Origin of the sequence: Yoonia sp., from assembly GCF_046292185.1 — a bacterium.
In the GTDB taxonomy this organism is placed as follows: Bacteria; Pseudomonadota; Alphaproteobacteria; order Rhodobacterales; family Rhodobacteraceae; genus Yoonia.
Genome location: NZ_JBKBQY010000139.1, coordinates 1 through 5,779, shown reverse-complemented (window position 1 = coordinate 5,779; position 5,779 = coordinate 1). Strand labels below are relative to the sequence as shown.

The window sequence follows — 5,779 nt, the reverse complement described above, 5'->3', positions numbered from 1 at the left end:
GCAACGCAAGGCCGGCATCGACGACCCGGCCCAGTTCCTCGACCAGCAACCGCGTCGTGCCGTCGACAGAGGCGACATCGCCCGACATCGGCACCTGATTACGGCCATGCCCCTGCAGATCATAGCTGACGGTGATATAGCCTTCCTGCGCCAAGATCTGGGCAAAGCCCAGCATCAACTGCCGCGATCCTGCGAAACCATGCGCGATCACGACGACAGGGGCGTCCCTGGTGTCAGGGTGATGCAGCACCGTCGCAGGTGTTTGCCCGATCATCAGGTCGTGTGCGACAAGGCCGGCGCCTGCCTGTTCCAGCCGCAATACCGACAATCCCGCCCCCGCCAGTGCAAGGATCAGAACCAGCAAGAGCCAGACCTGCCGCTTCATTCAGACGGTATAGGTCGGGTGAAACAGACCCCTGGGAGAGGCGGTGAAGATCTGACAGCCATCCGCAGTGATGCCGATGGAATGTTCAAACTGGGCAGACAGCGATTTGTCCTGCGTTACGGCGGTCCAGTCATCGGCAAGAACCTTGGTATCGGGCCGGCCAAAGTTGATCATCGGTTCGATGGTGAAGAACATGCCTTCTTCCAGCACCGCCCCGGACCCCGCGCGGCCATAATGCAGCACATTGGGCGGTGCGTGGAACACTCGGCCCAGACCATGGCCGCAGAAATCGCGCACAACCGAACGGCCCTGCGCCTCTGCAAATGTCTGGATTGCGTGACCGATATCGCCAAAGGTGTTGCCCGGTCTGGCTGCGGCGATGCCTTGCATCAATGCCTCATGCGTGACGTCGATCAACTGGATCGCCTTTGGCAGCGGGGTGCCTGCGACATACATGCGGCTGGTGTCGCCATACCAGCCGTCCAGAATCACTGTCACGTCGATATTGAGGATATCGCCGTCAAGCAGGCGGTCGTCATCGCGACGCTTTTCGTGGTTCTTGGAAATTGTCTCGGCCGGTCCCTTGGGGATCGCTGCGCCGGGGATGCCGTGGCAGACGACGTGATTGACGGAAATGCAGCTGGCATGCTGATAACCTTTGTAGCCAATCGTAGCCGATACGGCGCCGGCATCGCTGACCATCCGGGTGATCAGACGGTCAAGCTCGCCCGTCGTCTGGCCGGGGGTCACATGTGCCGCGATCTCGTCCAGAATGTTTGCGGCAAGCGTGCCCGCCTTGGCCATGCCCTCAAAGTCGGCGGGCTCATAGATCCGGATGCCTTCTTTGGTCAGGCGGCCTTTGTTCGTGTCCACGTCTTCTATCCTTTAGCTTATCAGCGGCGATATAGGGCAATTCCGCGCAAAGTTCTAGGCCTGCAACAGCGGTGGCAAATACGCGAGCGTGATCTATAAAGTCTGCAAACAGCACAGGAGTATACAGATGCCCAACCCCACCGCGGCCATGCTGGTGATCGGCGACGAAATCCTTTCGGGCCGGACAAGGGATGCCAATATGCATCATCTGGCGGGGCAACTGACGGCTGTGGGCATTGACCTGCGCGAAGTCCGGATCGTCAGCGACGATGCACCCGCGATCATCGCGGCTGTCAGGGCAATGTCGGCGCGGTTCGATCATGTCTTTACCAGCGGCGGGATCGGGCCGACGCATGATGACATCACCGCCGATTGTATCGCCGAAGCCTTTGACGACAGTATCGACGTGCGCGATGATGCGCGGGCCTTGTTGCAGGCGCATTATGAAAGGTCCGGGCAGGAACTGAATACGGCGCGTCTGCGGATGGCGCGTATTCCGGCGACAGCGACCCTGATCGACAATCCGGTCAGCACCGCACCGGGTTTTGCCATTGGCAATGTTTATGTGATGGCGGGCGTGCCAGCGGTCTTTCAGGCCATGGTTGCCAGCGTGTTGCCGGGCCTGACGGGCGGCGCGCCTTTGCTGTCGCGCAGCCTGCGGGTGATGCGGGGGGAGGGCGATATTGCCGGCCCGCTGGGTATTTTTGCGGCGGATCATGCCGATCTGTCGGTGGGATCGTATCCGTTCCAGAAAGATGGGATCTATGGGGCCAATCTGGTGATCAGGGGGCAGGATCAGGAACGGGTTGATGCGGCTTTTGCAACGTTGGAACAATTGTTTGTGTCATGAAATTGCCATCGGTTCAGCAATGCTATGACGTGATCGACGCGACCTGGCCGCCTGCCCGTCGCCGCAGGATTGGGCCGTGGACGATCAGGCTTGACCCCAGCGGCAGCAGCAGGGTCAGCGCGGCAACGGCGAACGCGCCGCCGCAGCCGGGCGATATCGCGCAGGCCGCTGCGGCAATGCGTGCGGCGGGGCAGCGCCCGTTGTTCATGATCCGCGAGAATGACGCAGGACTGGACCGTGACCTTGCAGAGCTTGGCTACGTTATCAAAGACCCGGTCAATTTCTACGCTGCACCGCTGGCCTCGATTGCCCTGCAACGCCCCGAGCCCTTGTCGACATTCGAGGTCTGGCCTCCGCTCGCCACGCAGGTCGAGATCTGGGCCGTCGGCGGGATCAAGGCCGGCAGGATCGCGATCATGGATCGCGCGCCGATGCCGAAAACCACCATCCTCGGTCGGCTGCACGACCGCCCTGCGGGTGCCTTGTTCATCGGCATCGCGGGGGACTGCGCGATGATCCATGCGCTGGAAATCGCGGCGGCACATCGGCGGCAGGGGCTGGCGCGGCAGATGACAATCGCTGCGGGTTTCTGGGCGCAGGGGCAGGGCGCGCGATGGCTGACGCTGGTGGCAACCCGCGCAAACACCGGGGCACATGCGCTCTATACTTCCCTCGGGATGGGGGTTGTGGGAAAGTACCATTATCGTATCGCGCCGGAGGAAGATATTGACCGATAAACCAACAGCCCTTGACCTGCCGCCGCTGACGCCGGGTTTTACAACATGACCAACCGGATTGCATCTGCCACCGGCATGCGCCCGAACGTTTCTTATCATACGCAGGCCCGATGATCAGAGCAGCGGTGGTCTTGCTGCCTATTTGGGCGTCGGCGGCGCAGGCGCAGATTCTGGACTTTCCGGCAAATGCGACCCTACAAGCCAGCGAGGAAAGCCCGTTGGACAGTTATGACCTGCCCGTTGCGATCTGGGCGGACGGCGTTTTGCCTGTCACCGCAGCGGAAGGGGCCTTCACCCGCGAGGCATGGCGCATCGTGGCCCCGTCTCTGACAACATTGCAACTACTGCGGCCCCTGCGCGAACAATTGCGCGAGCGCGGTTTCCGCATCATTTTTGAATGCCAGACAGAAGCTTGTGGCGGGTTTGATTTCCGCTTTGCCACAGCCACGCTGCCACCGCCCGAAATGCAGGTCAATCTGGGGGATTTCCGGTTTCTGACAGCGGAGCGGACGGCGGCGGGGGGCGCTGAATATGTCACGCTGTTCGTCAGCCGGACGGCGCAGGCGGGATATGCGCAGGTTACGCGCGTTGGCCCGGTATTGTCGGACACAGCCCGTATCGTGCGCCCGTCCGCCCCGCTTTCCCGGGAAATAGCAGCGGGGGGCCGGCAGATCAGCCTTGCCAGCCAGTTGGAAACCACCGGGCGCGCGGTTCTGCCGGATCTGGCTTTTGCGACAGGCTCTGCCAGGTTGGAGGATCAGGCCTTTGATATATTGGCCGATCTTGCCATCTATCTTGCCGATCATCCGGACCTGTCCGTGGCACTGGTCGGGCATACCGATTCCGTGGGCGGGCTTGATGCGAATATTGCGCTGTCAAAGCGGCGGGCGGGGTCGGTGATGGAACGGTTGATCAGCGTATACGGCGTGAACCGGAACCGGTTGGCCGCCGAAGGGATGGGTTACCTCGCCCCGGTAGCCAGCAACCTGACCGAGCAAGGACGAGAGGCCAATCGCCGGGTTGAAGTCATCATCACATCGACACAATAGGGCGATCAGACCCTCCGCACCCGCGCGTCATCGGCCTGGGCGTCGGTTGCAAAAACAACACGGGCGCGCCCTTGTGTTTTTGCCTTGTACAAGGCCCGGTCGGCGCGCGCGAACAGGATGTCTAGCGGGATGTCAGGCGATGTCACAACGGCCCCGACAGACAGGGTGGCGGTCAGGTACTGGTCCTCGGGCCCGGCATAGAAGGAGATAGGCCGGGTCAGGCGTTCGCCGATCACCCGTGCCTGCGCTACATTCGCATTCGCCAGCAGAACGGCAAATTCTTCACCACCGATGCGGCCGATCACATCACCCTCGCGCAGATCGCGTTTCAGCGTGCAGGCGATGGATTTCAGGCAATTGTCACCAGCCTGATGGCCGTAAGTGTCATTGATCAACTTGAAACGGTCGGCATCCAGTACCAGCAGAATGCCTGTCCGGATCTGCTTGTTGCGCTGTTCAGCGATCTCGAAAAAGCTGAAGCGGTTGTTCAACCCTGTCAGGCCGTCCTTGCGGGACAAGAAGGACAGACGCTGTTGCAGCCGCACCTGGTACAGCATCACGGCGAAGAAAAACACCAGAAACGGCATGCTGACGGTAACGGCATTGACGACCTGATAGACGCGTGGGCCGCCCGGGATGTACGGGCCAAGCCATGCCGTGAACAGCACATTAACAGCCGCAATCAGTGCCGCAAACAACGATGATCGACCGATGGCACCTTGCCAGCTATTCGGCGCGAGCACCCGTATGATGAGTTTCATTCATGCCCTCGATCATTGGTCAGGCCATGATCGCATCAAAACTTTGACATCATGTTAAGACGTGCCGGATCGCATTGTCGCTTACCACGCGTCGGGACCCTTTTCCGCAAATGTCTTTGCCAGAAACTCGACAAAGGCGCGCACCTTCGGCTGGGTGAAAGGACCCTGCGGGTAAACGGCATAGATCCCTTGTGTTTCGATGGGCAGGTCGGGAATCGCTTCTTGTACCAGACCGTTGCGCAAGGCGTCAGCGTAAAGGAAGCTGGGCAGGTAGGCGATACCAAGGCCACCAATACAAGCGTTCAACAGGGATTGCCCGTCGTTTACGGTCAGCCAGCCTGCGGTGCGCACTTGCCGTCGTTCGCCGGATGGTGCGGTCAGTTTCCAGACAGCGGAATTTGCGTGGTTCGAATAATGCAGCAGCTTGTGGCTATTGAGATCATCGATCCTTTCAGGGCGACCATAGCGTTTGAAATAGCTGGGGCTGGCAATCATGCGTCTCGTGGTTTCGGCCAGCTTGCAGGCGCGCAATGTGCTGTCCTCCAGCTCGCCGATGCGCACGGCCATGTCGAAGCCCTCGGAAAGCAGTTCGACATAGCGGTTATTGAGCACCATATTGATCGTGATATCGGGATATTGCCCGAGAAATTCGCCCAGTATCCCCGAAATATGGTTTACGCCAAAGTCTGCCGCGACGCTGATCCGTAACAACCCGGAAGGCGCCGCCTGCATGGATGTGACGAGCGCATCAGCCTCGCTCGCATCGTTGAGTACGCGACGCGCGCGGTCGTAATAGGCAAGGCCGATTTCTGTTGGGCTGACCCGCCGGGTCGTGCGGTTGAGCAGGCGTGCCCCAAGGCGCGCTTCCAGTGCAGATACGTGTTTTGAGACGGCAGATTTGGAGATGCCCATCTTTCTCGCGGCATCAGTAAAGCCGCCCTGGTCTACAACCAAAGCAAAGGCTTCCATCTCGGTGAGGCGGTCCATAATTAATGTCCAGATTACTAGGGTCAGGATTCATAACCAAAACATGATGACGGCGGCCAATGCGCATGCTGACAGGAAGACCTTGGGGCACCTGTCGTAGCGCGTTGCGACGCGCCGCCAGTCCTTGAGCCGGGCGA

At 60.3% G+C, this 5,779-nt stretch carries 7 protein-coding genes and 2 pseudogenes; 4 read left to right on the top strand and 5 right to left on the bottom strand.

Going from position 1 to position 5,779, the window contains the following annotated elements; all coding sequences use genetic code 11:
• Both ACK4TM_RS16810 and map read right to left on the bottom strand, forming a co-directional pair.
• The coding region (locus ACK4TM_RS16810; protein WP_409703525.1) for a serine aminopeptidase domain-containing protein at positions 1–385 on the bottom strand (385 nt) is incomplete at its 3' end.
• Positions 386–1,258: a type I methionyl aminopeptidase gene (gene map / locus ACK4TM_RS16805; protein WP_409703522.1), complete on the bottom strand. Its 873-nt coding sequence runs from the start codon at positions 1,256–1,258 to the stop codon at positions 386–388. It abuts the gene before it with no gap.
• A gap of 127 nt (positions 1,259–1,385) precedes the next feature.
• On the opposite strand from map, the gene ACK4TM_RS16800 reads away from it, so the two are divergent.
• From ACK4TM_RS16800 to ACK4TM_RS16785, 4 genes and pseudogenes are all read left to right on the top strand, one after another.
• Positions 1,386–2,108, top strand: a complete 723-nt coding sequence (locus ACK4TM_RS16800; protein WP_409703519.1) for a competence/damage-inducible protein A — start codon at positions 1,386–1,388, stop codon at positions 2,106–2,108.
• Positions 2,105–2,845, top strand: coding sequence for a GNAT family N-acetyltransferase (locus ACK4TM_RS16795; RefSeq protein ID WP_409703516.1), 741 nt, complete (start codon positions 2,105–2,107; stop codon positions 2,843–2,845). Before ACK4TM_RS16800 ends, ACK4TM_RS16795 begins: the two co-directional genes overlap by 4 nt.
• A 30-nt stretch (positions 2,846–2,875) precedes the next feature.
• Positions 2,876–2,959 (top strand): annotated as a pseudogene (locus tag ACK4TM_RS16790) (alkylhydroperoxidase); the annotation flags it as partial.
• Positions 2,956–3,894: an OmpA family protein gene (locus ACK4TM_RS16785; RefSeq protein WP_409703513.1), complete on the top strand. Its 939-nt coding sequence runs from the start codon at positions 2,956–2,958 to the stop codon at positions 3,892–3,894. The pseudogene ACK4TM_RS16790 and the gene ACK4TM_RS16785, both read left to right, overlap by 4 nt.
• A 5-nt stretch (positions 3,895–3,899) precedes the next feature.
• Here the strand turns inward: ACK4TM_RS16785 and ACK4TM_RS16780 are convergent, their stop codons facing one another.
• The 3 genes and pseudogenes from ACK4TM_RS16780 to ACK4TM_RS16770 form a co-directional block, all read right to left on the bottom strand.
• Positions 3,900–4,655 carry a GGDEF domain-containing protein gene (locus tag ACK4TM_RS16780; protein ID WP_409703510.1) on the bottom strand — a complete coding sequence of 252 codons (756 nt, stop codon included), beginning with the start codon at positions 4,653–4,655 and terminating at the stop codon, positions 3,900–3,902.
• A gap of 81 nt (positions 4,656–4,736) precedes the next feature.
• Entirely contained in the window at positions 4,737–5,642 is a 906-nt protein-coding gene (locus tag ACK4TM_RS16775) for a LysR family transcriptional regulator (protein WP_409703507.1), read from the bottom strand.
• A 30-nt stretch (positions 5,643–5,672) separates the two neighbouring features.
• Positions 5,673–5,779, bottom strand: a pseudogene (locus ACK4TM_RS16770) (IS5/IS1182 family transposase); the annotation flags it as partial.